This window comes from Nocardia sp. KT25-26 (assembly GCF_056627695.1).
Window position 1 is genome coordinate 705582 of the sequence record NZ_CM152813.1, and the last position, 25341, is coordinate 730922.

Below are 25341 nucleotides of genomic sequence, written 5' to 3' on the forward strand. Positions count from 1 at the left end.
CCTCGTCCGCTCGGCACCATTCTGGCACAGCGGCGGCTGGTTCTACCATCGTCGGGTGCGTGAGTCTGAGATGCCGGAACCGGTCCGGAATGCGGAGCTACCAGCCGGAACAGCGGAGCAGTCGCTGCCCGGTCCCACCGAGTGGGGCGAGCATCCGCACGGGCTCGGGCCGTGGGTGCAGGAGTACGGCGAGCCGGTGCCGGACGACGAGCGCTACGACCCCGAACTGCTCGCGCACGGCGACCGCCGCAATGTGGTGGACGCCTACCGGTATTGGTCCCGGGAGGCGATCGTCGCCGATATCGACAGCCGGCGGCATCCGTTCCATGTGGCGATCGAGAATTTCGGCAACGATGCGAACATCGGGACCGTGGTGCGCACCGCCAACGCGTTCGCGGCGGCCGCCGTGCACATCGTGGGCCGGCGGCGCTGGAACCGGCGCGGGGCCATGGTCACCGACCGCTACCAGCACGTCCAGCACCATGCGACCCTCGGCGAGCTGCGCGAGTACGCCGCGGTGGCGGGATTGACGATGGTCGCGGTGGACAATGTGCCCGGCGCGCAGCCGCTGGAAACGGCCCGGCTGCCGCGGAACTGCCTGTTCGTCTTCGGTCAGGAGGGCCCGGGGGTGACGCCGGATGCGCAGGCCGCGGCCGAGTTGACGGTGTCGATCGCGCAGTTCGGTTCCACCCGCAGCATCAATGCCGGGGTTGCCGCCGGTATCGCGATGCACGCCTGGATCCGGCAACATGCGGACCTTTCCGCAGCCTGGTAGCCGACCCGAAGTGTGATTGTCATCGAATCAGCGACAGATCGGTAACAAATCGGGCGCGAGAACGGGGCAGAAACTGGCACCATAGTGCTATGACCCCGCGTAGCCGGCGCTTGCAGCCCACCGAACGCGCCGGTTCCGCCAGCCGCACCACCTCTGCGGTCTGGTCCGAGCGCGCCGATCTGGCCGAGGCTGCCGTCCTCGCGCGACATCTACGTCCCCTGTTCGGGCTGCCGGGCACCGAGCTGGGTGTGGTCGGCTGGCCCGCGACCCGGCGGGAACGACTGTTCCTGAAATGGCACTACTGGTGGCAGGCCCATCTGCTGGACTGTGCGATCGATGCCGCCGAGCGCGTGCCCACCCCGCAGCGGCGCCGCCGGATCGCCACCATCGCTCGCACCCATCGGCTCCGGAACCTCACCGGCTGGACGAACCGCTACTACGACGATATGGCGTGGCTGGCCATCGCCCTGGAAAGGGCCGTCCGCACCCAGGAGCTGACCAGGCTGCGGCGCGGATTGCGGTCCCTGCAGAACGAGCTCTACGACGCCTGGGCCCCGGACGTGGGTGGCGGCATTCCGTGGCGGGTGGGCAGCGATTTCTTCAACGCGCCCGCCAACGGTCCCGCCGGTATCGTGCTCGCCCGGCTCGGCGCCCAGGAGCGTGCCACAGCGATGGCCGACTGGCTGGACGCCACCCTGCGGGACCCCGAGACCGGTCTCGTCTTCGACGGCATCCATCAGCCCGCACACGAGATCGAACGCCCGGTCTACAGCTACTGCCAGGGTGTGGTGCTGGGGCTGGAGACCGAGCTGGCCGTGCAGACCGGGCGGCCGCGGCACACCGAGCGGGTGATCCGGCTGCTGACGGCCGTCGAGGAACGGCTCACCGCCCGGCTGGTGATCACCGGCGGCAGTGGTGGCGACGGCGGGTTGTTCAATGGAATCCTGGCCCGTTACCTCGCCGACGTCGCGTTGCGGTTGCCGGGCGAGGACCGGACCGAGCAATCTGCGCGGCGCACCGCGGCGGCGATCGTCCGGGCCTCGGCCACCGCCGCCTGGGCGAACCGGCTGGAAGTCGAGGGCGAACCGCTGTTCGGCCACGACTGGACCGAACCGGCGACCCTGCCGGGCGGCAGCCTCGGCGCCGGCTATTCGACACCGAACGGTTCGGTCACCGCATCCCGGATCCCCGAGCGGGACCTGTCCGTTCAACTCTCCGGCTGGCTGCTGATGGAGGCCGCGTACCGGGTGAGCGACGCCGGGCTGTGAACTAGGCGGTGCTCGATTCGCCTGACCCTCGAAGCCCTCCGTGGTTATGCTGCGCTGCCGCCTCCGGGCTGCCGAGATCAGGCGGTGCTCGATTCGCCTGACCCTCGAAGCCCTCCGTGGTTATGCTGCGCTGCCGCCTCCGGGCTGCCGAGATCAGGCGGCGGACTCCACGTCGAAGTCCTCGGTGGGGCGGGCCATTTCCTGCCGGTACTGCCGGATGCCGAGCACGGTCGCCACCACGAGTCCGATGACCAGCGCCGTGACCACGGCGGGCATCAACCAGGGCACCCGATCCAGGAAGCCGCCCGCGTAGAACCCGATGAGCAGCAGTACCGGCGCCCATCCGATCGCGCCGAGGGTGCTGGCGATCGTGAACTTGCGGTGGTCCATCCCCGCCGCCCCGGACACCAGCGGGCACAGGGTGCGTACCCAGGGGATCCAGCGGGAGACCAGGACGGCGAGGAATCCGTGGCGATGCAGCAGTTCGGAGACCTTGGCCAGGTTCTCGGTGTTGATGTAGCGGCCGTTGCGCCGTGCGACGAGATGATGGCCGGTGCGTTGCCCGATCGTGTATCCGACCTGGTTGCCGGCGACGGCGGCGATCATCGCGCCCACCGACAGTGCCCACACCTGTTTCTCGCCGGCGCTGTGCGAGGCGAGCACGATGCCGGCCGTGATCAACATGGAATCGCCGGGTAGGAAAAGGCCCAGGATCACCGCGCATTCCACGAATACGAAGGCGATCACGATCGTCCACACCAACATGGGGCCGGCGGTTTCGAGGGGGGCGAACCCCGACGCCGTCAGTCCCGTCATGCGCTGTCCTCCATCACCCAACTGCCGGGGCTTCGTGATTGTGTGGCCGGTTTGCGGGCCGGCCGCACTCCATCATGCCGCCAATGCCCGATCGATGTGATCCGGCAGGGCGATCCGATGGCCGGCGCAGCCGCTACGCTGTGCCTGTGTCGCGATCAACGGGAACATATCTGCTCGACGCGCTGCGTGGCGGGCTCATGGGTACGGCCGAGGTCGTGCCCGGCGTCAGTGGTGGCACCATCGCGCTGGTCACCGGGATCTACGACCGGCTGATCCTGTCCGCCGGGCACACCGTGACCACCGCGAAGCTGCTGGCCACCGACGTTCCCCGGGGCCGGGGGACGCGGCGGGCCGCACAGGAGTTCCGCAACGTCGACCTACCGTTCCTGCTGGCGGTCGGCCTGGGCATGGTGGCCGCCGCCCTGACCGCCGCCAAGCTCGTCGCTCCCTTGGTCGAGGACCATCCGCAACGGACCTTCGCGGTGTTCTTCGGCCTGGTTTTGGCGTCGCTGTGGGTGCCGTACTCGGAGTCCGGCCGGAACTGGTCGGCTCGGGAGTGGCTGATCGCCGCCGCCACCGCGGCCGCGGCCTTCGTGTTCTCCGGCATGCCCCCGACCGAGATCAGCGACCCCAACCCGCTGCTGGTGATGGTGATCGCCGCGGTGGCCATCTGTGCGCTGGTACTGCCGGGTGTCTCGGGATCCTTCGTGCTGCTTGCGACCGGTATCTACACCACGACCATGGACGCGGTGAACAATCGCGAACTCGGCTACATCGCGGTGTTCGCGGCCGGTGCGGTGCTGGGCCTGAGCTGCTTCGTCAAGGGGCTGCAGTGGCTGCTGGAGCACCGGCACCGGGTCACCATGGTCGTGATGACCGGCCTGCTCGCGGGTTCGCTGCGGGCGCTGTGGCCGTGGCAGCCCTGGGAGGAGGACAGCCGGACCCTGCTCGCACCCAGCGGTGACGTTCCGGTGACGGTGGCGTTGATGGTGGCCGGTTGGCTGCTGGTGGTCGGCATCATCGTGATCGAGCGGCGGTCCGTTCGATCCCGGGCGGCCGAACCGGCCGATGCGATCACCCAGCCGGATATCGACTCGACTCGCTGCTGACCTAGGCTGTCCGCTGACATAATGCTCTCAGCGCTTACAGCACCACACGCACCACACGACTGAGCGCACGGACACAACGGAGGTCTCCCAGTGCCTATCGCGACTCCCGAGGTCTACGCCGAGATGCTCGGCCGGGCCAAGGCCGACCACTTCGCATTTCCGGCCATCAACTGCACGTCCTCGGAGACGATCAACGCAGCCATCAAGGGGTTCGCGGACGCGGGCAGTGACGGCATCATCCAGTTCTCCACCGGCGGCTCGGAGTTCGGCTCCGGCCTGGGCGTCAAGGACATGGTGACCGGTGCGGTGGCGCTGGCCGAGTTCGCGCACGTGGTTGCCGCCAGGTACGACGTGACCATCGCGCTGCACACCGACCACTGCCCGAAGGACAAGCTGGACACCTTCGTCCGGCCGCTGATCGCGCTCTCCCAGGAGCGGGTCAAGCGCGGGGAGAACCCGCTGTTCCAGTCGCATATGTGGGACGGCTCGGCCATCCCGATCGACGAGAACCTCGAGATCGCCAAGGAACTGCTGAAGCAGGCCGCGGCCGCCAACATCATCCTCGAGGCCGAGATCGGTGTCGTCGGTGGCGAAGAGGACGGCGTCGAGGCCGAGATCAACGACAAGCTCTACACCTCGCCGGAGGACTTCGAGAAGACCATCGACGCCCTCGGCGCCGGTGAGAACGGCAAGTACCTGCTGGCCGCTACCTTCGGCAACGTGCACGGGGTGTACAAGCCGGGCAACGTCGTGCTCAAGCCCGAGGTGCTGGCCGAGGGGCAGCGGGTGGCCGCCGCGAAGCTGGGCCTGGGCTCGGATGCGCAGCCGTTCGATTTCGTCTTCCACGGCGGTTCCGGCTCGCTGAAGTCCGAGATCGAGGCGTCGCTGAGCTACGGTGTGGTGAAGATGAACGTCGACACCGACACCCAGTACGCGTTCACTCGGCCGGTCGCCGGGCACATGTTCACCAACTACGACGGTGTGCTGAAGATCGACGGCGAGGTCGGCAACAAGAAGACCTACGATCCGCGTAGCTACCTGAAGAAGGCGGAGACCTCGATGGCCGCTCGCGTGCTGGAAGCCTGCCAGGACCTGAAGTCTGCGGGCCGTTCCATCTCGGCCTGAGCGTCACCGGAGTCGGCGGGTCCGATCTCATGAGTCTGGATATCCGTGTGCTCGGGCCCGTCCGGCTGCTCATCGGCGATGCGCCGGTGGCAGTGGGCGGGCCCAAGCCGCGAGCTCTGCTGGCCGCGCTGACGATCAACCGGGGCCGTGCGGTGTCGTCGGCGGCGCTGGCCGAAATGGTGTGGAACGAGGATCCACCGGATGCGTATGCCGCCAGCCTGCAGGTGTTCGTCTCCAACATCCGCAAGGCGCTGCGCACCGCCGGGGTCGATCCGGCGACCGTGCTGCACACCGAATCGTCAGGGTATCGCCTCGAAATCGACGACAGTGAATGCGATCTCGGCCGTTTCGAGACCTCGCGGCAGGCCGGGGTGCGCTGTTCGGAGATCGGCGACCATCCGGGTGCCGCGTTGCAATTCGGTGCCGCGCTACGGGAATGGTCCGGCCGGGCACTGGCCGACCTGCGCGGGCTGCAGTTCGCCGACGGCTTCGCCACCGCGATGGAGGAGGAGCGGCTGCTTGCCGCCGCCGCCCGGATCGATGCCGAAATCGCCTGTGGGCGTAGCTCGACGGTGATCGGCGACCTGGTCGCGATGACCAACGAGCACCCGCTCCGGGAGCCGCTGTGGGGCCAGCTGGTGACCGCGCTGTACCTTTCCGGCCGGCAGGCCGACGCACTGGAGGCGTGCCGGCGGGTGCGGACGGTGCTGGCCGAGGAGCTGGGCATCGACCCGGGGCCCGCCCTGACCGAGCTGGAGCAGCGGGTGCTCCGGCAGGAGCCGCTGAACACCGTGGAGTTCAAGCGATCCGAGCAACTCGTCGCGGCGATGAGCGAGACGGTGACGGAGGCGCCCGGCGATCTGCGCGGCGGTGTGCTGCACCTGGCGGACGGGCGCAGCGTCGTCATTCCCCGGCACGGTCTGCGGATCGGCCGGATGACCGACAACGATCTGGTCGTGGACGATCCGAAGGCCAGTCGCTACCACGCCCACATCCTGCCCGCCCGGCGCGGGTTGATGATCAAGGATCTGCGCTCGGCCAATGGTGTCTACGTCAACGAACTGCCGATCGAAGCCGGCGCGCTGCTGGCCGACGGCGACGTCATCCGGGTCGGGTCCACCGAACTCGCCTTCCGTTCCGGCTGATCGATCGGCGCCCCCGGATCCGGCTCAGGTGAGCCGGACCTCGGCAATGGCGCGCCCGAAGAGCTTGCGCCCCTCCGAGATTCCGCTGAGCAGCACGGTGGCGGTGCGGCGTTCGGGATCGACCGCCTTGACCTTGCCGGAGAACTCGATCTCGCCGGCGGCGGTGGCCGGAACCGGCACGTACCCGGCGAATCGCACGCTCAGCTTCTCGATGGCGGTGGGGTCACCCAGCCAGGACACCAGGTAGTCGGTGGCCAGGCCCATCGTCAGCAGCCCGTGCGCGACCACGGTGGGCAGACCGGCCAGCTGGGCGGCGTGGTCGCTGAAGTGGATCGGGTTCGGATCGCCGGAGACGCCGGCGTAGTTCACCAGATCGCCGCGGGCGACACGCGCCATCGCGCCGGGTAACTTGTCGCCGGCGGCGACCTCGTCGAAGCCGGGTGTGGTGTTCACGGCGGCGGATTCGCGCACCGGGGCCGGCGCGGGCCCGTCCACCGGGATCAGGACCTGGTCGGCGCGGACCCCGGCGATCACCTCCGGCCGGGCCTGCATGCTGATGTTCTCGACCGCCGCGACGATGTTCGCGTCCACCTCGGCGCCGCGGCGGGCCACGATCGTGGTGGTGCCCTGCTGCGCCACCTCGCCGTCCTGGTTGGTCAGCACGAACTTCACGTTCACGAAGTCGTTGTCCCCGAACTGGCGGATCGACTCCACCTCGATCGAGGTGGCGATCCGTTCCCCGGGCTGCATCGGCCGGAAGATCTCGAAGACCTGGTCGGTGTGCAGGACCTGGGACAGGTCGTACTGGGTGAGCACGTTTTCCAGCAGCGCCCGCGTCGCGGTCCAGCCGATCACCGACGAGAAGGTCGGCGACGCAACGATGCCGTCGTAGCCGAGCTTTCGGCCGTCGGCCTCGTTCTGGTGCGCGGGATGGCAGTTCTGCACCGCGCGCGCGAACTCACGGATCTTCTCGCGGCCGACCTCGTAGTGATCCCGGATCCGGTACCGGCGCCCGACCAATGTTGCGGTCGATTCGGCATCGCTTCGGGTTTCGGCACCGTCGGAGGCAGGCTGTGCCACTGTTTCCTGACTGCTCATGATCCGGGACATGTTACTGATACCCAGGGCGAATGACCACTTGTGTGTGACTCCTATTACCAGGCAACGTTTGTGCGAGTTCAGCGCCTGTGACGGGCATCGCACCTCCTCGCGTCGAAGGCGAGGTGACGGCGCTCACTGCGGCACATTCGTCGGGTCGCAGACCTTCCAGCCGTCGGCGGTGCGCTCCAGGTCGAAGGTACGGGCCGTGCGATTGTCCGGATCGCCCGAGCTGTACACCGTGGCCTCGGCCAGCGCCGCATCCTCGGTGATCTGTACCGCGTCGACGCTGGCCACCTGCGGCACCGAGCCGTGTTCCAGGGCCTGCTGATGCACGGCGGCGAACTGATCCGGTGCGATATCGCGGTAGTACTCGTGCAGCGGACCGCAGGTCGTCGCCTGCAGCGCGGCCAGATCGCCGCTCTCCAGGGCATCGGTGTAGGCCGTGATCGCCTCGCGGACCTGGGCCTGCGGCGAGTTGTCCAGCGAGCCGACGACCAAGGCCACCACCGTCACGATCAGGGCGACCACCAGCACACCCGCCGCGCCCACGGCCAGCAACCATCGCTGGGAACGCCGGGGCGTGGCCTCGGCCGGCGGCGGTTCGGCGGCCGCGGGCTCGATGCGCTGCGGCGGAGCGACCGGGGGCGGCTGCATCGCTCGCGGCCCACCGAGGACCTGTTGCGCGGGTCGGGTCGCCTGCAGGTCGGCCGGCGACGGGGCGCTGCCCGAACGCTGGACCTGCGGGGCCGGGGGGCCGGCCGGTCGGTCGGAATCCGCGGTATTCGGCGCAGCACCCGCACCGGGCGTGGGCCGCGGCGGGCCGGCCGGTTCGGCACCGGGGGCACGCCGGGGCGCATTGGGCGGTCTCCCGCCCGGCTGGACCCCCTGCCCACCGGGTGCCGGTGCGCCCGGCCGTCCGCCCGCACCGGCCCGCGCCGCATCGTTCGGCGGCCGGCCGGCTGCGTTCATCCGACGCGCTGCATCCGGGCCGGCTGCAGCTGCGTCGGCGGGGGTTTCGGTCGGACGGCCGGAACCGGCAGGCGGATGTGGTGCACGGGGCGGTGCCCCGGCCGCCGACGGCGGTGCCGCGGGAGGTGTCCCGGCCGCCTCGCCGGCGGCGTCCGCCGGGTGCGGTGCATCGGAGGACGCACCGGGCGGCCGGCCCGGTCCGGTTGCCGGATGCGGAGTTCCCGGTGCCCCGGCTGCCCGATCGGCGTCCGGTGCCGGCTGTGGTGCGTTCGGGGGCATCGGGTCCGGCTTGCCGGCGCCCGCGGCCGGGCGCGGCGCATTCGGCGGCGTCGCCATCGGTGCGGGCCCCTTCGGACCGGGCACCACCCGGTCGTTCTTGCCGAGCCGGATGCGCTGGGTCTGCTGTTCCGGGTTCGGCACTGCCCGCATGGCCACCGTCGCATCCGAATCGGCGGCAGTCGCCTCAGGACCCGGTTTGCCGTCGCCGCCGGCTCGCCCGGCTTCGTCGGCGCCAGGCACCACGTCGCTGCCCTCTCCAGCACCGGAGCCCGCATCCGGCCCCTGCGTCCCGGATGGCCGACTCGCATCGGGGCGCTGTTTTTCCGTTCGGCCCGGCGCCGGCCGGTGGCTCGCACCCTGCGGCTCACCGGCAGGAGATGGGCCGGTGACCTCCTGCTGACCGGCCTTCGGTGGGCCGTCCGCGCCGTGCGGCCGGTCTCCGGTCTCCGGGCTGCCGGTCTCCGGGCTGCCGGTCTCCGGGCTGTCGGCGTGCGGCTTGTCCCCGGCGCCATGTGGGTGAGTGCCGCCGTGGGCATCGGTCGGGCGTTGCGGTCCGGCAGGCGGCTGTGGCGATGTGCGCTCCTGGGGCGGAACGGCCCGGCCTCCCGGGTTCTGGCCTGCACCGGCTTGTCGATCGGCGGCACTCCGGCGGGCGTCGGCGTCCGGCAGGCCGTCGGCGGTCCGCGGCGTCCGGTCTCCGGCCGGGGAAGCCGGGCGCTGGGTCCGGTCGGCGCCCGGCGAAGCGGTGGGTTGCCGGGGTTCGGTCGGGGCCTGGGCCGCGGAATTCGGATTCGGGGGAACGGCGGCAGTGTTCAGCTGCTGGGTGGGGGCCGAGGCGGGGTCTGCGGGGGTGTCGGAGCGAGGCGGCGCACCGGCGGCGCCCGGGCTCCTCGTGGTGGTGCCCAGCTCCTCGGTGGCGGCGTCGGCAGTGGCTACCGGGCCGGCGTCGGCCGGTGTGACCACCTCGGTATCCGCCGGCTCGGCTGCGTCCGGCTCCAATCCGGTCGATGTCGTCCCGGGTTCGGTCGATCCGGAGGTGGGAGTGGTGGTCTCGGCGATCGTCGGTTCGGCGGCGTTTGCGTCCGGTCTGGTCGGTTTGTTCCGGGGTGGGGTTGCCGAAGCGGTAGGGGCGGTGGTCTCGGCGATCGTCGGTTCGTTGGGGTTTGCGTCCGGTCCGGTTGGCTCGTTCCGGGGTGCGTTTGCCGGGGCGGTGGGAATGGTGGCTTCGGCGATGGTCGGTTCGTCGGGGTGTCGGTCCGGGGAAGCAGCGGTCGAGTCGCTGCGGGACGTATCGCTGCCGGCCGGTGATGCGGCGGCAGGGGGCGAATCGGTGCCGGTGTCGGCAGTGGTGGGTTCGGGGGCGGCCGCGTCGGTGCTGCTGCGGGTGGGGTGCGCAGTAGGCGCGCCACTGTCCGGAGCGGCCGGGCCGGGTTGCGGAGTGGGGCCGGGTCCGGCTGCTCGGGCCGATTCGGCGGGTGCCGGTCGGTTCGGTTCGGCGGCGGGCTCGGTCGACTCGGGGTCCGGTGCTGGGTTCGGTCCGGCCTCGGCGGGCCGAGGTGCTGCGGGGGAAGCCGCCCCGGCTGGTTCGGGAGTGTGGGCGGCGCGTGGGCCGGATGTCGGCATGGCGACGGTCGGGGCCTCCGGGCCGGTGCGGGAGTCCGGGGTGGCGTCGGGGTCCGCGACGGCGTCCGAGGGGCGGGTCTCGGCGTTGTTCGGGTCCGGTTCGGTGGTGCCGGAACCTGCCGTGGTGAGCCCGGCCAACGGCGACGTCGGCCGACCGGGGCCCGGGCGCGGCTCCCGGCCGGACGTGCCGCTGCGATCCGGCTCGGCAGCCGGACGGTTGTCGTCGGTCGAATTCGCCACGTAGTACCCCTCGCTCGGCCGGAAACGTGAACTCGTCGGCCAGCCTATCGAGCGATCCGGCGGACGGTGCACAATGATCCCCATGACCTCCTTCGGTGACCTCCTCGGACCGCAACCGGTCCTGCTGCCCGAAATCTCCGATCCGGAGGACGCGCTCGCTGCCGGCGCCGATCCGGTACAGGTGGCCGCGGACCATCCGGCCGCATCGGTGGCCTGGGCCCAGCTGGCCGAGGCCGCGCTCGATCGCGCCGGGACCGACGGTGTCACGCTGGACACCGTGTCGGCGTACGCCTTCGCCCGCACCGGCTACCACCGCGGCCTCGACCTGTTGCGACGCAACGGCTGGAAGGGGTTCGGCCCCGTCCCGTGGAACCACGAGCCGAACCAGGGTTTCCTGCGCAGCGTCGGTGCATTGGCCCGGGCCGCGAAGCTGATCGGCGAAACCGAAGAATACGCGCGCTGCCTCGACCTGCTCGAGGACTGCGACCCGACCGCCGCCGGCGAACTCGGCCTGGACTGACCCGGCCGGTTCCGATCCGTTGGTGATCGACTCGCATTCGCCCGTCGTAGCCGCCGCCACGCCGGTGGTCACTGCCGCACGCGACAGCACCAAGGTTCGGTTCCGCACATCGTTGTTGCGGCTGCGGAATTCGACGCTGCCGATCTTCCAGTGCGCGATCGGGGCGGCACTGGCCTGGTTTCTGGCCCACGATGTGGTCGGGCATGTCGACCCGTTCTTCGCGCCGACGGCCGCGGTGGTCTCCATCGGCGTGTCGTTCGGCGCGCGGCTGCGCCGGTCGGTCGAACTGGTGGTCGGTGTGGCCGTCGGAATCGGTGTCGGCGACCTGTTCATCGCCTGGGTGGGTCCCGGCATCTGGCAGCTGGCCCTGGTGGTGGCCACCGCGATGGCGGTGGTCGTCTTCCTGGACGGCGGCGGCATCATCACCATGCAAGCCGCCGGGTCCGCGGTGCTGGTCGTGACATTGAACCAGCCCTCCAACGCCGGCCCGGACCGGATGATCGACGCGCTGATCGGCGGCCTGGTAGGGGTGGTGGTCGTCGCCGCGATTCCGCTGCATCCGGTGCGCCGGGCCCGCGAACATGCGGGCGGGGTCCTCGGCGTGATGAGCAAATCGCTGATCGAGGGTGCGGCGGGACTGCTCGAACAGGATTCCGGCAAGGTGAAGGTGGCGCTGGAGGAAGTCCGGGCGACGCAGGCGCAGATCGATTCACTGCGGTCGGCACTGGCCGGCGGCAAGGAGATCAGCCGGATCTCCCCGCTGTACTGGAACTCCCGCCCACGACTGGAACGGATCAGGCGTACCGCGGACCCGCTGGACAACGCGGTACGCAACACCCGCGTGCTGCTGCGCCGATCGCTCACCCTGGTTCGGGACGACGAAATGCTCGACCCGCGATTGATCGATCTGATCGATCAACTGGGGCACGCGGTCGACGTGGTCCGCCGGATGATGCTGGCCGATCCGGGTGAACAACCCGATCCGGCCGAGGCGACCCGCGAGCTGCGCAAGGTGGCGACCGGGGCGCGCCCCGAACTCGTCGCCGGTGCCGGGCTGTCGGCACACGTGGTCTTCGCCCAGCTGCGGTCGACCGTGGTGGATCTGATGGTGGTGTGCGGGATGCAGCGGATATCGGCACTGGCCCTGCTGCCGCCGACCGTCCCGAACCCGTACGTGACGCCCAGCGCCTAGCCGGATCGGCGGCTCACTGCCAGAAGCGGGTGAGGTAGCTGCCGTAGGCGGCCCAGGAACTCGGAACACCGGACAGCTCGAACAGGGCGTAGACCGCATCGAAGAAGAAGTCACTGAGCGGCGTGAAGAAGATCACCGCGAACAACAGCAGCAGGCCGTACGGCTTGAACTGATCCAGTGCCCGTCGGGTCTCGTAGCTCAGCGACGGCTCGAGGACCCCGTAACCGTCCAGGCCCGGCACCGGGAGGCTGTTCAGCAGGGCCGCGGTGATCTGCAGGAACGCCAGAAAGCTGAGGCCGAACCAGAAGGCCGCATGCTCGGTGTCGCCGAACACCCGGACCGCCACCAGCAGCAGCACCGCGCACACTGCGTTACTGCCCGGTCCGACCGCACTCACCAGCCGTTGCGTGCCGGGGGCGAACTTGCTCGAATCGAGATACACCGCCCCACCGGGCAGCCCGATACCGCCGAGCGCGATGAACGCCAGCGGCAACACGATCGACAGCACCGGATGGCTGTACTTGAACGGGTTGAGGGTCAGGTAGCCGCGGATCGCGACCTCGTGATCCCCGGCCCGCCACGCGACATAGGCGTGCGCGAATTCGTGCAGGCACAGGCTGACGATCCAGCCGAAGATCACCAGCGCGAAGACGCCGGCCTTCGCCTGCAGCGAGTCCAGGGCGGCATTCCAGGCCAGCGCGCCGCCGACCACCGTGCCCAGCACCACCAGCAGGAATACCGGGCTGGGGCGCACCCCGTGCAGCCGGGACCGGCTGCCCTTGGAAAACGAATAGTTCATCGAACCAATAGCCAGGGCTGCTCGAACCGATAGAAGGTGGACCGGGGAACCGGCCGCGGGCCGGGGACACCGTCCCGCACCACGACCGCACCCGGCGTGCCGAGCTGCGCTGCCCGTCCCGTCACCCACTTACGCCTGCGGAACGCGCCGCGCCGGACGGCCGCCTGGACACCGGGCATCGCCAGGGTGGGGGAGACCTGCATGGCGTGCACGGTGCCGGTGAACAGCAGCGTGTCATCCACGTACGCCTCACCGGTGAGCTTGCCGCCGTCGGGTCCGGTCAGTGTGGCGCGGCCGACCAGCACGGTGCCGGTGTCGTCGCGGATCAGCGGGGTGGGCACCGCCTTGCCTTCCAGCGCGATCTTGGCGGCGGTGTTGCCGGTACCGGTCTGGTAGGCGCGGGCAGCGTAGGTCTTGTCGATCGGCACGTAGCCGACCTCGACCTCGAGTCGTTCGGTGCGCATCAGGTGGGTGAGCACGGCGGCCAGCGCGGCATCCTCACCGAGGACGATCAGCCGGGGCAGGCTGTCGGCCGACAGCACCGGCAGCAGATCGTCGATGATCTGCGGGTCCGGGCGGGATTCGGTCTGGGTGGTCGGTGCCGAAGCGAGGGCGATCGGCACCGGCACGTCGCCGCATCGGAGAACGTGGGTACTCAAACTGCGGTACACCCTCCTCGGTTCGGCCGACGCACCCCGTCGAACCCACATTACGTCCGGCACCCCCGCCGGTTCACCCGAGCAACCATAGCGGTCGGTGTGCTCGCCCGCCGCCTCGGCGGGGTGCACGGACAGCTGTCGGCTAGACTGTGCTTCCGGCCACCGCCTCAGTACGGCAGGTAGCTGCAGCACGGAGGTGCTGCCGTCGAACCCGTAGGAGACATGCACCATGCCGGGAATCGTCCTCATCGGCGCCCAGTGGGGCGACGAGGGCAAAGGCAAAGCCACCGATCTGCTCGGTGAGCGACTGCAGTGGGTGGTCCGCTACCAGGGCGGCAACAATGCCGGTCACACCGTGGTCCTGCCCAACGGCGACAAATTCGCACTGCATCTGATCCCGTCCGGCATCCTCACTCCCGGAGTGAAGAACGTCATCGGCAACGGCGTCGTGGTCGATCCGGGTGTGCTGCTGGACGAACTCGCCGGGCTCGAGGCCCGGGACGTGGACACCACCGGCCTGCTGCTCTCGGCCGATGCGCATCTGATCATGCCGTACCACGTGGCGATCGATAAGGTCACCGAACGCTTCCTCGGCAACAAGAAGATCGGCACCACCGGCCGCGGTATCGGCCCCTGCTACCAGGACAAGGTCGCCCGGGTCGGTGTCCGGGTGGCCGATGTGCTGGACGAGAAGATCCTGGCGCAGAAGGTCGAGGCGGCCCTGGAGTTCAAGAACCAGGTGCTGGTGAAGATCTACAATCGGCGGGCGCTGGAGCCACAGCAGGTGGTCGACGAGGTGCTGACCCAGGCGGAGAGCTTCAAACACCGCATCGCCGACACCCGGCTGGAACTGAACCTCGCCCTCGAACGTGGCGAGACCGTGCTGCTGGAGGGCTCGCAGGGCACCCTGCTCGACGTCGACCACGGCACCTACCCGTATGTGACCTCGTCCAACCCCACCGCGGGTGGTGCGGCGGTCGGTTCCGGTATCGGACCGAACCGCATCGATACCGTGCTCGGCATTCTCAAGTGCTACACGACCCGGGTGGGTTCCGGCCCGTTCCCGACCGAGCTGTTCGACAACTACGGCGAATTCCTGGCCAAACAGGGTGGCGAGATCGGTGTCACCACCGGCCGGTCCCGGCGCTGCGGCTGGTTCGACGCGGTGATCGGCCGCTACGCCACCCGCGTCAACGGCATCACCGACTACTTCCTCACCAAACTCGACGTGCTGACCGGCCTGGACCGGGTGCCGATCTGCGTCGCCTACGAGATCGACGGTGAGCGGGTCGAGCAGATGCCGACCACGCAGACCGAATTCCACCACGCCAAGCCGATCTACGAAGAGATGCCCGGCTGGTGGGAGGACATCTCGCACGTGCGCAGCTTCGACGAACTGCCGGCCAACGCGCAGGCGTACGTGCTGCGCCTGGAGGAGCTGTGCGGGGCGCGGATCTCCTGCATCGGTGTCGGCCCGGGGCGGGACGAGACCATCGTGCGCCACGACGTGCTCGGCTGAGTGGCGGTGGGACGGAAGCCGTAGCGCTGCGTCGGCACGCATCGCCACGGGGCAGGCACCGCCGTCCGAGGGGATGCGGAGAGTGCGGATCGGAGCCGGTGTCTGCATACCGTGTGGTTCGGCCGGAGTGCGGCTCCCGGGGCTGGAAGCGAGTCTTCGGTATGCCCAGCAGTGGCGTTGTCGCCGGGCCGACCGCCGTCCGTGTCGGCACGCCTGGGTGATGGGTACGAGAGCAGCCCGGTGCTGTCCGAAGGCCGACGGGCAGCAACGCCGGGTTGCTTCCGTCGAATCCGGGGTTCCCCGAAGTGCGTCGCCCTGGGGGGCGTGTGCAGGTCTGCGTTCGGCCGCTCGAGATATCGATCACTCGGTTGGGTAGATCGTGGCGGCGGTACCGGAGTGTGCGGGTTTCGCGGGTCGGGTAGTCACGCCGCTCGGGACGGGGTTCCGGATGCCGGGGCACGTATGTGCGAATGCCCCGTGGCCGGGGCAGCCGGCCGACCAGCAGTCATGCTCTGTCGCTATCGATTTGACAGCAACCTCCCGGCGAACGCTAGGTTTTCGGCGCGGCCTCGCCTCGCAGCTCCGGATCCGGTGCTTGCAGCGCGGCCGGGAGTCGGTTGCAGAGTTCGATTGTGGAGTGTTGCGGTGCGTCGTCGGTCCGGTGAAGTGAACAGTTCGATGGCGTGGCGGATGGCCCGCCCGGTGGCCGGGGTGCTGCCGATGGCCGTCGCGGTGGCCTGTGCCGGGGTGGCGGTGGCGGTGCCGCAGCCCGGTGTCAACGACGGGCCGACCGCGAGCCAGCCCGGTGTCACCGATGAGCAGTCGCCCGGCGCGAACCACCTGCTCAGCCCGGATCGCCCCGATTCGCTGCAGCGGCTGGAACCGGCGCCACGCCCGGAGCGCACCCGTCCGGTACCCGATCCCGCTCCCGCACCGCCCGTGGTGATCGAGGAGCTGCACCTGCCGGAGCCGGTGGAACCGGTCGCCCCGATCGCGCCGCCGCCGCGCACCCTCCGCATCGGCCACTTCGAACAGCCGGTCCCCGACGAAGTACCCGACGACGTTCTCGACGGCGTCAACACCACTGCCGCAGATGTCGAGGCCGCCATCGCCACCCAGGGCCGTTCCGTCGGCATCAACCCGAGCCGTTCGGACAAGATCGCCGCCGCCACCGCCGCGGGCGCGGTCGGTGGTGCCGTGGCGGGCGCCGCGATCGTCGGCGTCCCGGCCGCGGTTGCCGGTGGTCTGGCCGGTGCCGCTGTCGGCGCGCCGATCGGACTGGTGGTCGGCGCCGGTGGCACGGCCGCCGGCGCGGCGGCGCTGGGTACCGTGGCGGGGGCCCTCACCGGGCCGTTGGTTCCGGCCGTGATCGGCGCGGCAGCGGTAACTGCGGCACCCGTGATCCTGGCGACCGGTGCCGCCGGAGCAGGTGCCGGTGCGCTGATCGGCGCCGGTGTGGGCGCCGCCGTCGTCGGCATCCCGGCCGCTGCAGCCGGTGCGGTCGGTGGCGGGCTGCTGGGCGGCAGTGCCGGTGCCGCCGCCGGTGCGACCCTGTAGCAGGGTCGGCATGTTGATCGGTGCCGGTGTGGGGCTGCCGCAGGCCGTGGTCGGTAGGCTGCTCGGCGCCGTCGCCGGTGTGCACCTTGTGGCAGGGCCAGTGCTCTGAACGGTGCCGGTGTCCTGGCCGCTGCGGCGGTGCGGTCGGCGGCGAGCTGCTCGGCGGCAGCGTCGGTGCGGCCCTGTAACCGGCCTCCGGCTCGCGGTATCCGGCTTCCGACTCGGCGCCGAAAGCGGGATGCCGGGCCGACCTTGTTTCGCCGGGGCAGCGGTGCCGATGGCGCCGCATTCGACCTGCCCGCCGAAGCTGTCGGCGGTGCCGCCGGTGGGTGCTCGGCGCCTCAGGCGCGATCGGTCAGGAAGTCGCCGATCGCCGGGGCGAGGTTCTCGGTCTTCGGGTTGGGGCCGACGCGTGGCAGCTCCCGGAACTCGGCATCGGAGAGGGCCTCGGCGATCGCCTTCGCACCCTTGGTGATGACGGGGGAGGAGCGGTCGCCGGCCGGTATCAGGGTGGGGACGGTGACGCCGGTCCATTCGGACTTCTTCGGCGGTTTGCCGGTCATGTACGGCGCGAGCACCGCCCAGTCGTGTGCGGTGGAGGGAGCAACGGCGGTCAGCTTCTTCCAGAACGGACTCATCCGCATGGTGGCCACCATCAGGAACGGCACACCCATCGCCTTGGACAGGTAGGTCCGCACGGTCCGGCTGCGTTTACCGGCGGTGATGGCGGCATCCAGTTTCTCGGCCAGATCCTTCGGGGGCACCGGATCCTTGGGGTCCACCACGAACGGCGGCTCGAAGGCCACCACCTTCGTGATCCCCGGAACCTTCCCCGAATTCGCCGCAGCCAGCGCCAGCACCGCACCGGAGGACAAGCCGACCAGTGCGACCGGGCCGCCCGCGGCCTCGGCCAGTGCCACGATATCGGCGATCTCGTTCGCGACGTCGTATCGGCCGGGCGAATCGGTGCTGTCGCCGCGCCCCCGCCGGTCGTAGACGAACACGGTGAGTCCGTACTGTTCGGCCAGCGCCTCGGCCAGTTCCACCAGCGACGGCTGCTTGCGGTAGCTGAACGCCCCACCGATCAGCACGACCGCACCGGCATCCCCGGCGCCGATCCGGTCGTACGCGATGGTCGTGCCGTCGGCCGACTGCACCGTCTCCATACTTCGTTCCTCTCCACCCGCCGCCCGGTCCCCGGGCCGACACCCGGCTCTACGGAAACCGACCGTACGCGACTCGGTGCGGGTCATTCGGTGCGCACCGCTACCTTGCATCCACCTGCGTGGTCGTGCACCGCCGGCGATGCACGACCACGCAGTTCGATGCACTGCTGGTTGAGCGTCGTGCGACGAACCAGGTGATGTCGGCAACACCGCTGCCGATGCTCGGCCGGTCGGAACGCATCCCGTTGTCGCCGGAGCGCATCGCCGCTGTTGCTGCCCGGCCACGATAACCCGGTCCCTGCCGCCGAACAGTGGCCCTCAGTAGTAGGTGAGGGGCTGCAGGGGGCCCGGGGACAGCGATCGATACGCATCGGCGATGGCGCGGACGGCGCGGCGCAGGTCGGCCTCGGGGTGGGTGAACGGTAGGCGGAGGAATCGTTCGAAGGCGCCTTGGACGCCGAACTTCGGGCCGGCGGCCAGCAGTACGCCGTGGTTGGGTGCGGTTGCCGCGAGGGCGGTGGATACCGGGTCGGGGAGTTGTGTCCAGGTCGACATGCCGCCGGAGTTCGGGACCACCTGCCACTGGGGTAGTTCGGTGGCGAGCGCGTCCAGCAGTGTGGCGCGGCGGGAGCGGAGCTGGTCGCGGCGTTGGGTCAGGATGGGTTCGGCGTGGTCGAGCAGGTGGACGGTGGCGAGCTGGTCCATGACCGGGGTGCCGAGGTCGACGGTGGAGCGGATACCCAGCAGCCGGGTGATCAGCGCCGGGTCGGCGCGGATCCAGCCGACTCGCAGACCACCCCAGAAGGATTTCGAGGCCGAGCCGATGGTGATGACTTCATGCCCTTCGGCGAAGGCCGCGACCGGTGGCGGGGTCGGGGTGCCGGACAGGTTCAGCTCCCGCATCGACTCGTCGACGACGACGGTCATCCGGGTGTCGCGGGCCAGCGCCGTCAGTTCGGCCCGGCCGGCGGCGTCGAGCAGCAGACCGGTGGGGGTGTTGAAGTCGGGGACCAGGTAGGCGAGCGTGGCCGCGGTCTGGCGGGCGGTGTTGCGCATCCCGTCCAGATCCCAGCCGGATTCGGGCGATTCCGGGCGCAGCGGCACCGGCACCGGGCGGGCGCCGACATCGCGGATGGCTTCGAGCGCGTTCGGATAGGTGGGGTGGTCGATGAGAACCCGGGAGGTGGCGGTGGTGAGGGCATTGAGCAGCAGGCGTAGACCGTGCTGTGCGCCGAGGGTGACCAGGATCTGGTCCGGTGTCGTCGGCAGGCCACCTTGGGTGTATCGGCGGGCCAGCGCCTCCCGCAGCGGTGCCACCCCGACCGGATCCATACCGTGGGTGCCCAGGTAAGCGGGGATGCGATCCAGCGCTTCGGCGTAGGCCTGATGCAGTTGCGGCGGTGCCGACATCGCGGCGTAGGTCATGTCGATGGCTGCCCGGCCGGGCCGGGCGAGCGCCGGCATCGGGCTGCGGGCCGGTTCGGTGCCGTTGCGTGCGGTTTCCGGCAGCGCGACGGTACTGCGGGAACCCTGTCGGCTGATCAGGTAGCCGTGGTCGCGGAGCAGCGCGTAGGTGGAGGTCACCGTCGTGCGGCTGACGCCGAGCGTGGCGGCCAGGTTGCGTTCGCTGGGCAGCGCCACGCCCAGCGGGGCCCGGCCGTCGTGGATCAGCAATCGGATCGCCTCGGCGAGCGCTCGATAGGCGGGCCGACGCGCGCGCCGTTCTGTCGCGGCATCGTCCGGGTCACGCCAGTGCCCCAGGTCCCGGGCCAGCCCGGCCGCGCCGATCACCTGTGTCGCCATGGGTCCAGTATCGAACTGGCCTTACGTCGGGGCAAACCAGTTGTGCCGGGGTCGGCAGCAATGTGTCGTACCCGGCGGGCACACTTCGGGTATGTGTTCACGAACCAGGCCGGCGCATCGCGCGCTGTCCGGGCCCGGATACCCGCCATGACCGCGCCGGCCGGTGGTGAGACCGAGGTGGTGTCGGCTGCGCTGTTCGATACGGCGATCGGGAGGTGCGCGCTCGCCTGGCACGGCACCGCGATCGTGCGGTTCGCGCTGCCGACGGCATCCGTATCGGACATCCGTACAGCGATCACCCGGCCGTTCGGGGACCGGCCGGTGCTCGAACGGGAGCCGCCGCGGCAGATCGGCGAGGTGATCGCAGCGGTACGGGCCCACCTGGACGGGCGGCTGGATCCGCTGCGCTGGATCGAAGTCGATCTGTCGGCGGTCCCGGAGTTCCATCGCCAGGTCTACGCCGTGACCAGGTCGATCGACCCGGGACATACGCTCAGTTACGGCGAGGTCGCTGCCCGGATCGCCGCGGAATCACCGCCCCGCGCACCCCGGCGCGGACCGGGCGCAGCGCAGGCGGTCGGCCAGGCTCTCGGGCGCAACCCGATCCCGCTGATCGTCCCCTGTCACCGAGTCCTCGCCGCCGACCACTCCCTGCACGGCTTCTCCGCGCCGGGTGGCCTGGACACCAAGGCCCGGCTGCTGCAGATCGAACGAACATCCGGCTTCGGCGAACCGACGCTGTTCTGACCCGCGTCGGCATCGGTCCGCCCAGACCTCCTCGATGGACGGTGGCCGGTGAGCCGGGAACCCGGCTGGTGCCGGTACGAGCGGCGCACGCTGGGCCACGCCGCCGTTTCGGCCCCGTCGGCTGGCACCGGACACGAGCGGTGTTCGCGGCCGCCGCGCAGCAGCTGTCCATGCGAGCACATTCATGGGGAGCCGTGATCGTTGCTCGGTCGGCGGAGGCCACGTAACGGTACTCGGCCGTCCGCCCGGATCAGGCTGCCGGACATCCCTCGAGGGGCCCACGCCGGCCGGCGAGTCGGGGTCTGAGAGGGAGCGGGGAGTCGCAGCGCCCGTGTGCTCGGCCACGCCGCCGTTCGGCCTGTCGGCTCGTATCGGACACGAGCGGTGCTCGCGCCGCCGGGCAGTAACAGTCCACCAGAGCGCCTTCCTGGCGTAGCCCGTGATCGGCGGCCGGTCGCCGGAGGTCACGCAACGGTACTTCCGCCGCCGTCGGAATCAGTCCGCCCAGACGTCCTCGATGGGGGTCGCGGCGGTCGGCGGCGGGGTCGGGACCTCGGCGGGGGTGCGGGAGAAGCGCGGTGCCGGGGCGTGCTGGACGACGCCGTCGATCTCGACCAGGCCGTTGCGGGCCACGATGTGCGGGTTCTCGGTGGCCTCGGTGAGCGTCAGCACCGGGGTGGTGCAGGCGTCGGTGCCCTCGAAGACCGCGGCCCATTCGTCGCGGGTCTTGGTCTTGAACCGCTCGGCGAACAGTTTGCGCAGCTGGTCCTGGCCGTTCGGGTCGATCTGGGCGGGCAGGCCCTCCGGGTCGATCTCCAGTCCGGCCAGCAGCTGGGCGTAGAACTGCGGCTCGATGGCGCCGACGGCCATGTACTTGCCGTCGGAGGTCTCGTAGGTGTCGTAGAAGGCCATGCCGGTATCGAGCAGGTTGGTGCCCCGCTCGTCGGACCACAGACCGACCCCGCGCATCCCCCAGATCATGTGCGAGAGGGCCAGTGCGCCGTCGATCATGGCCGCGTCGATCACCTGGCCTTTACCGGAGCTCTGCCGCTCGACCAGGGCGGCCAGGATGCCGAACACCAGGAACATCGAGCCACCGCCGAAGTCGCCGACCATGTTCAGCGGCGGTACCGGCTTCTCGCCCTTGCGCCCGATCGCGTTGAGTACGCCGGTCAGCGAGATGTAGTTGATGTCGTGTCCGGCCCGGTCGGCCAGCGGACCGTGCTGGCCCCAACCGGTCATCCGGCCGTACACCAGGCGCGGGTTGCGGGCGAGCGCCTCGTCGGGACCCAGGCCCATCCGCTCGGTGACACCGGGCCGGAAGCCTTCGAGCAGCACATCGGCCTTCTCGACCAGCCCGAGCACCTTCTCGACATCGGCCGGGTTCTTCAGATCGGCTTCGACGATGGTCCGCCCGCGCCACTGCGGGCGCTCCAGGAAGCCCGGCAGCTGGCCGGCCCGCTGTACGCGGACCACGTCGGCGCCCAGATCGGCGAGTAGAAGGGCCGCATGCGGGCCGGGGCCGATCCCGGCCAGTTCGACGACCTTGATGCCCGCGAGGGGGCCCTGCTTGGCGGGGGACGGTGTGCTCACGCCTACCTCTTCATCCGAGTTGCTGCTGCGTCCGGCAGTAGTTGACACACCGACAATAACGCCGGAGGCGCGCATTGGCGATCAATAGGTCAGAATCGGCCGGTGAGCTTCTGGGGAGAACTGGTCGTCGGCCTCGTCATCCTGATCGGCTTGACCGGCATCATCATTCCGATCCTGCCGGGTGTCGTGCTGATTTTCGGCGCCGTCCTGGTGTGGTCGATCATGACCGGCGGTACCACAGCGTGGACGGTGTTCGCGATCGCCACGGTGGCGCTGGTGATCTCCGGGGTCGTCAAATTCACCTGGCCCGGGCGGCGGATGCGGGAGGCGGGCGTATCCAACAAGGCGCTGCTGTCCGGCGCCCTGCTCGGCGTGATCGGGTTCTTCGTGATCCCGGTGATCGGCCTGTTCATCGGCTTCGTCATCGGCGTCTACCTGGCCGAGCTCTACCGCTTGCGCAGCAACGAACAGGCCTGGCCCGCCACCGTGCATGCGCTGAAAGGCGCGGGCCTGTCGATGCTGGTCGAATTGTTCGGCGGGCTGGTCGCCGCGGGGGTCTGGCTGACCGGCGCGATACTCGCCTGATCCCGGTGGCCGGGGGCGGTGCGTCATCGGCCTGCCCGGACCGTCCGGGCTGCGTCCCAGAGGGCCGCTCGGGGCGGGTGATCAGATCCCCGGTGGTCCGTTCACATCGTTCGCCGTCCGCATCAGGCCGGTGTGGTCCGGCGATCAACCGGCCGAACCCTGCACCGACCTCCGGCACCTGGTCCAGGTGGCCGATGTCGCCGGTACCGGGGCTGACGGGCGGCGTGGGTCGTCCTGAGTCTCGCTCAGGGTTCGATGATCGGCAGTGGCCGGGTATCGCCGTCGGAGGTCGGCAGTTCGCTGCGCGGGATCGGCAGCGTCGGCTGGTCGGTGCGCCGCAGCGGGCGGGTCGGCTCCGGATCCGCCGGGACCGGCCTCTCGCGGGCCGGGAGCCGGTAGAACGCCCGGGCGTTGTCCTCCAGGATCGCGTCCAGGTCGCCGCCGATCACCTGCTCGATGAGATCGACATCGCGATCGTCGAACGGCCGTCCGGCCCGGGTCCCGGGCAGATCGGTGCCGAACATCAGCGCACCCGGATTGACCGCGTGGATCCGGCGCAGGGTTTCCGCGACGTTCATCTCGACCCGGCCGAATCCGGTGGCCTTCACCCGGGCGCCGCGGTCGACCAGATCCAGCAGGTACGGCAGGCTCTCCTCGGACATGCCGAGGTGGTCGATCGACAGGGCGGGCAGTTTGGAGATCACCGGCTGCAGTGAGGCCAGCATGTGGCCGTCGATGTACACCTCGACATGCCAGCCGGCCAGTTCGTGTGCGCGCAGCGCCTGCAGGGTCATCTGCTCGATATCGGCGGCCGCCCGCTTGAGGTTGAAACGCAGCGCCCGCACCCCGACCTCGTCGAGTTCGAGGATGTCGGAATCGGCGGCGTCCAGGTGCAGCCGGGTGACGCCGACCCAGTCCGGGCCGAGCTCGGCCAGCGCGGCCTTCAGGTAGCTCTGATCGGTTCCCTGGAAGGAGCCACTGACCACGGCCCCACCACGAACGTCGAAGCGCGACATCCGGTTCCGGTAGTCGGCGATGGTGAACGGCGGCGGTAGATAGCCTTCGTTCTCGGCCAGCGGGAACCGCGGGTCGAAGATATGCACATGGGCATCGAACACTGCTACAGGATGCCTCGAGATCGGGTGTCCGGTCGCGTCGAATCGACGCGACCGGACAACGAATTACACCTTGTTCGGCTCGGAAGCGCGGAGCATGTCCTCGCGCTCGACCACCTTGACCCGCTCCCGGCCCTCCGGCTCACCGAGGGCGCGCTCGTGCGCGTCCAGGCGGTACCAGCCGGCCCAGGTGGTGAACGGGATGCCCTTGCTCTCCAGGAAGTCGGTCACCGCGTCGAGTTCCGGACGCTCGGCCGGCGCGAAGTCCTTCGCATCGTCGAGCAGGCAGGCGATGGTCTCGTTGGCGTCGCCCTTGGTGTGGCCGATCAGGCCGACCGGGCCGCGCTTGATCCAGCCGGTCACGTAGGTGGCCTTCATGAACCGGTCCGCGCCCGCGGCGCTCTCGTCGACCAGTACCCGGCCGGCCTCGTTCGGGACGGTGCCGGCCTGATCGTCGAACGGCAGGTTGGTGATGTTCTGCGACAGGTAGCCGACGGCACGGTAGACCGCCTGCACATCCCAGTCCTTGTACTCGCCGGTGCCCTTGACGTTGCCGGTGCCGTCGAGCTGGGTGCGCTCGGTACGCAGGCCGACAACCTTGCCGTCGGAGCCGAGGACCTCGGCGGGCGATTCGAAGAAGTGCAGGTACAGCTTGTGCGGCCGGTCGCCCTGGTCGCGGATGGCCCACTGCTCGAGGGTGTTGGAGACCATGTCGACCTGCTTGGAGTTGCGCCGCGCGGCCTCCGAGCCCTCGTCGTAGTCGATGTCCTCGGGATCGACGATGACCTCGATGGTCGGCGAGTGGTCGAGTTCGCGCAGTTCGAGGGGGGTGAACTTGGCCTGGGCGGGACCGCGCCGGCCGAATACGTGCACCTCGACGGCCTTGTTGGCCTTCAGGCCGGCGTACACGTTCGGCGGGATCTCGGTGGGCAGCAGCTCGTCGCCGGTCTTCGCCAGCACGCGGGCGATATCGAGTGCGACGTTGCCGACGCCGAGGACGGCGACCTTCTCGGCGTCCAGCGGCCAGCTGCGCGGCACATCGGGGTGGCCGTCGTACCAGGAGACGAAGTCGGCCGCACCGTAGGAGCCGTCCAGGTCGATCCCGGGGATCGGCAGGGCCCGGTCGGCGTTGGCGCCGGTGGAGAAGATCACCGCGTCGTAGAAGACCCGCAGGTCGTCCAGGGTGATGTCGGTGCCGTAGTCGATATTGCCGAGCAGGCGGACCTCGTCCTTGTCCAGCACCTTGTGCAGGGCGGTGACGATGCCCTTGATCCGCGGGTGGTCCGGCGCGACGCCGTAGCGGATCAGCCCGAACGGCGCAGGCATGCGCTCGAACAGGTCGATCGACACCTCGGCATCGGACTTCATCAATGCGTCGGCGGCGTAGATCCCGGCCGGTCCGGCGCCCACGATCGCAATGCGGAGCGGGCGGGTCCCCGCGGCGCCCACGGCCGTCGACTCAGTGTTCTCGGTCATCTCTTACGCGCACCCTTATGGTCGATAACGATTGACGGTGTCTACTTAGCTTAGGCTAAATTGACGGCCCGGCATCGGGCGGGCGGCCGTCGACTCGGCGGCAGGCCGCAAGGGCCGATTCTATCCGCGCACGATCCGGCTCCGGTTCCCCGGGCCCGGA

Annotated in this window: 21 protein-coding genes; 11 read left to right on the top strand and 10 right to left on the bottom strand. The window is 70.0% G+C overall.

All coding sequences use genetic code 11. The features are described 5' to 3' along the window. Positions 1 to 70: 70 nt before the first annotated feature. Positions 71 to 775, top strand: coding sequence for a TrmH family RNA methyltransferase (locus AC1HFH_RS03235; RefSeq protein ID WP_480247677.1), 705 nt, complete (start codon positions 71 to 73; stop codon positions 773 to 775). Positions 776 to 864: 89 nt separating this feature from the next. Further along, complete coding sequence (locus tag AC1HFH_RS03240) at positions 865 to 2043, top strand: glycoside hydrolase family 76 protein (RefSeq protein WP_480245946.1); 1179 nt, start codon at positions 865 to 867, stop codon at positions 2041 to 2043. Positions 2044 to 2196: 153 nt separating this feature from the next. Here AC1HFH_RS03240 and AC1HFH_RS03245 read toward each other — a convergent pair whose 3' ends face one another. After that, a complete protein-coding gene (locus tag AC1HFH_RS03245; RefSeq protein WP_480245947.1) occupies positions 2197 to 2859 on the bottom strand; it encodes a DedA family protein in 663 nt (220 codons plus the stop codon). A gap of 146 nt (positions 2860 to 3005) precedes the next feature. Here AC1HFH_RS03245 and AC1HFH_RS03250 point away from each other — a divergent pair, with 146 nt between their 5' ends. The 3 genes from AC1HFH_RS03250 to AC1HFH_RS03260 all read left to right on the top strand — a co-directional run bounded on the left by AC1HFH_RS03250 (position 3006) and on the right by AC1HFH_RS03260 (position 6238). Then, complete coding sequence (locus AC1HFH_RS03250) at positions 3006 to 3968, top strand: DUF368 domain-containing protein (protein WP_480245948.1); 963 nt, start codon at positions 3006 to 3008, stop codon at positions 3966 to 3968. Between the two features lie 90 nt (positions 3969 to 4058). Further along, entirely contained in the window at positions 4059 to 5093 is a 1035-nt protein-coding gene (fbaA, locus tag AC1HFH_RS03255; protein WP_480245949.1) for a class II fructose-bisphosphate aldolase, read from the top strand. Positions 5094 to 5122: 29 nt separating this feature from the next. Beyond that, positions 5123 to 6238 (top strand): BTAD domain-containing putative transcriptional regulator, encoded by a 1116-nt coding sequence (locus tag AC1HFH_RS03260; protein WP_480245950.1) that lies wholly within the window; start codon positions 5123 to 5125, stop codon positions 6236 to 6238. A 24-nt stretch (positions 6239 to 6262) separates the two neighbouring features. On the opposite strand, the gene AC1HFH_RS03265 is transcribed toward AC1HFH_RS03260, so the two are convergent. Further along, the gene (locus tag AC1HFH_RS03265) at positions 6263 to 7336 is read right to left on the bottom strand and encodes a fused (3R)-hydroxyacyl-ACP dehydratase subunits HadA/HadB (protein WP_480245951.1); all 1074 of its coding nucleotides are present in this window, start codon (positions 7334 to 7336) and stop codon (positions 6263 to 6265) included. Between the two features lie 135 nt (positions 7337 to 7471). Beyond that, entirely contained in the window at positions 7472 to 10450 is a 2979-nt protein-coding gene (locus tag AC1HFH_RS03270; RefSeq protein WP_480245952.1) for an Rv0361 family membrane protein, read from the bottom strand. An 82-nt stretch (positions 10451 to 10532) separates the two neighbouring features. On the opposite strand from AC1HFH_RS03270, the gene AC1HFH_RS03275 reads away from it, so the two are divergent. Together AC1HFH_RS03275 and AC1HFH_RS03280 are read left to right on the top strand one after the other, a co-directional pair. Continuing rightward, complete coding sequence (locus tag AC1HFH_RS03275; protein ID WP_480245953.1) at positions 10533 to 10970, top strand: DUF3151 domain-containing protein; 438 nt, start codon at positions 10533 to 10535, stop codon at positions 10968 to 10970. Between the two features lie 64 nt (positions 10971 to 11034). Beyond that, positions 11035 to 12162, top strand: a complete 1128-nt coding sequence (locus tag AC1HFH_RS03280; protein WP_480247678.1) for an FUSC family protein — start codon at positions 11035 to 11037, stop codon at positions 12160 to 12162. Positions 12163 to 12175: 13 nt separating this feature from the next. On the opposite strand, the gene AC1HFH_RS03285 is transcribed toward AC1HFH_RS03280, so the two are convergent. Together AC1HFH_RS03285 and AC1HFH_RS03290 are read right to left on the bottom strand one after the other, a co-directional pair. Continuing rightward, positions 12176 to 12961 carry a site-2 protease family protein gene (locus tag AC1HFH_RS03285; RefSeq protein WP_480245954.1) on the bottom strand — a complete coding sequence of 262 codons (786 nt, stop codon included), beginning with the start codon at positions 12959 to 12961 and terminating at the stop codon, positions 12176 to 12178. Further along, positions 12958 to 13620 (bottom strand): hypothetical protein, encoded by a 663-nt coding sequence (locus tag AC1HFH_RS03290; protein ID WP_480245955.1) that lies wholly within the window; start codon positions 13618 to 13620, stop codon positions 12958 to 12960. The genes AC1HFH_RS03285 and AC1HFH_RS03290 overlap by 4 nt, the downstream gene beginning before the upstream one ends. A gap of 229 nt (positions 13621 to 13849) precedes the next feature. On the opposite strand from AC1HFH_RS03290, the gene AC1HFH_RS03295 reads away from it, so the two are divergent. Both AC1HFH_RS03295 and AC1HFH_RS03300 read left to right on the top strand, forming a co-directional pair. After that, positions 13850 to 15139, top strand: a complete 1290-nt coding sequence (locus AC1HFH_RS03295) for an adenylosuccinate synthase (protein WP_480245956.1) — start codon at positions 13850 to 13852, stop codon at positions 15137 to 15139. A gap of 645 nt (positions 15140 to 15784) precedes the next feature. Continuing rightward, entirely contained in the window at positions 15785 to 16696 is a 912-nt protein-coding gene (locus tag AC1HFH_RS03300; RefSeq protein WP_480245957.1) for a hypothetical protein, read from the top strand. 341 nt (positions 16697 to 17037) lie between these two features. On the opposite strand, the gene AC1HFH_RS03305 is transcribed toward AC1HFH_RS03300, so the two are convergent. Next, positions 17038 to 17862, bottom strand: a complete 825-nt coding sequence (locus AC1HFH_RS03305) for an alpha/beta fold hydrolase (RefSeq protein WP_480245958.1) — start codon at positions 17860 to 17862, stop codon at positions 17038 to 17040. Between the two features lie 318 nt (positions 17863 to 18180). Continuing rightward, positions 18181 to 19665: a MocR-like transcription factor YczR gene (gene yczR, locus AC1HFH_RS03310; protein ID WP_480245959.1), complete on the bottom strand. Its 1485-nt coding sequence runs from the start codon at positions 19663 to 19665 to the stop codon at positions 18181 to 18183. Positions 19666 to 19812: 147 nt separating this feature from the next. Here yczR and AC1HFH_RS03315 point away from each other — a divergent pair, with 147 nt between their 5' ends. After that, a complete protein-coding gene (locus AC1HFH_RS03315; RefSeq protein ID WP_480247679.1) occupies positions 19813 to 20412 on the top strand; it encodes a methylated-DNA--[protein]-cysteine S-methyltransferase in 600 nt (199 codons plus the stop codon). A 495-nt stretch (positions 20413 to 20907) separates the two neighbouring features. Here AC1HFH_RS03315 and AC1HFH_RS03320 read toward each other — a convergent pair whose 3' ends face one another. After that, positions 20908 to 22005, bottom strand: coding sequence for a CaiB/BaiF CoA transferase family protein (locus tag AC1HFH_RS03320; RefSeq protein WP_480245960.1), 1098 nt, complete (start codon positions 22003 to 22005; stop codon positions 20908 to 20910). 102 nt (positions 22006 to 22107) lie between these two features. On the opposite strand from AC1HFH_RS03320, the gene AC1HFH_RS03325 reads away from it, so the two are divergent. Beyond that, on the top strand, positions 22108 to 22590 hold the full coding sequence (locus tag AC1HFH_RS03325; RefSeq protein ID WP_480245961.1) for a DUF456 domain-containing protein: 483 nt from the start codon (positions 22108 to 22110) through the stop codon (positions 22588 to 22590). A 245-nt stretch (positions 22591 to 22835) separates the two neighbouring features. On the opposite strand, the gene AC1HFH_RS03330 is transcribed toward AC1HFH_RS03325, so the two are convergent. Beyond that, on the bottom strand, positions 22836 to 23708 hold the full coding sequence (locus AC1HFH_RS03330) for an amidohydrolase family protein (RefSeq protein ID WP_480245962.1): 873 nt from the start codon (positions 23706 to 23708) through the stop codon (positions 22836 to 22838). 63 nt (positions 23709 to 23771) lie between these two features. Continuing rightward, the gene (locus AC1HFH_RS03335) at positions 23772 to 25181 is read right to left on the bottom strand and encodes an FAD-dependent oxidoreductase (RefSeq protein ID WP_480245963.1); all 1410 of its coding nucleotides are present in this window, start codon (positions 25179 to 25181) and stop codon (positions 23772 to 23774) included. Positions 25182 to 25341 lie beyond the last annotated feature (160 nt).